This window comes from Vibrio sp. 10N.222.55.B11, from assembly GCF_041473705.1.
Taxonomy (GTDB): domain Bacteria; phylum Pseudomonadota; class Gammaproteobacteria; order Enterobacterales; family Vibrionaceae; genus Vibrio; species Vibrio crassostreae_C.
In genome coordinates this window covers 1-493 of record NZ_JBFRST010000178.1, presented here as the reverse complement: position 1 = coordinate 493, position 493 = coordinate 1, and the positions used below count along the sequence as shown (strand labels likewise).

Annotated in this window: 1 protein-coding gene; it reads right to left on the bottom strand. The window is 50.3% G+C overall.

Annotated features, from left to right (window positions below):
- Position 1: 1 nt before the first annotated feature.
- The coding region (gene traN / locus AB4503_RS25615) for a conjugal transfer protein TraN (RefSeq protein ID WP_372115932.1) at positions 2-493 on the bottom strand (492 nt) is incomplete at its 5' end.

The window sequence follows — 493 nt, the reverse complement described above, 5'->3', positions numbered from 1 at the left end:
GTTATCCGCCCGTGGCACTTTGAAGTCGTTTCTTGATTTCATCAAAGTTGGGGAGGTTGGTGTTGGCACGCATTTCCGGGTAGAACTCTTTAAAATCAATGTATTCAAAATTGATTTGACCCAGTTCTTCGGGCGTAATGGCGGCGCAGGTGGGATTTTTAGCACTGCCTAACCGTTTACCCAGTTGCTGAAGAGACCCTTGCTCTTGGATGATTTTGGCCAGCTTGTTGTCGTAAACGCAGTAACTGCGCTTTTTACGGGTGCAGACACCCAGCACTTTCTTGGCGCAGTATTGCCCCACGTACAGGGTTAAGCCTTTCTCTTTGGCTTCCCCCAGCGCTTCTTCCGCTTCGCTGCATTTCGCTCCCAATCCTTGCCCCCATCCTGAGTCTTTACAACAATCGTTGAAGCCCGCGAGTTTCTTACTGCACTTCATCGGCTTTCCCGTGAATATTTTGGGTGGGTCGCCGATGTCTTTCACGGCTTCGGCAAG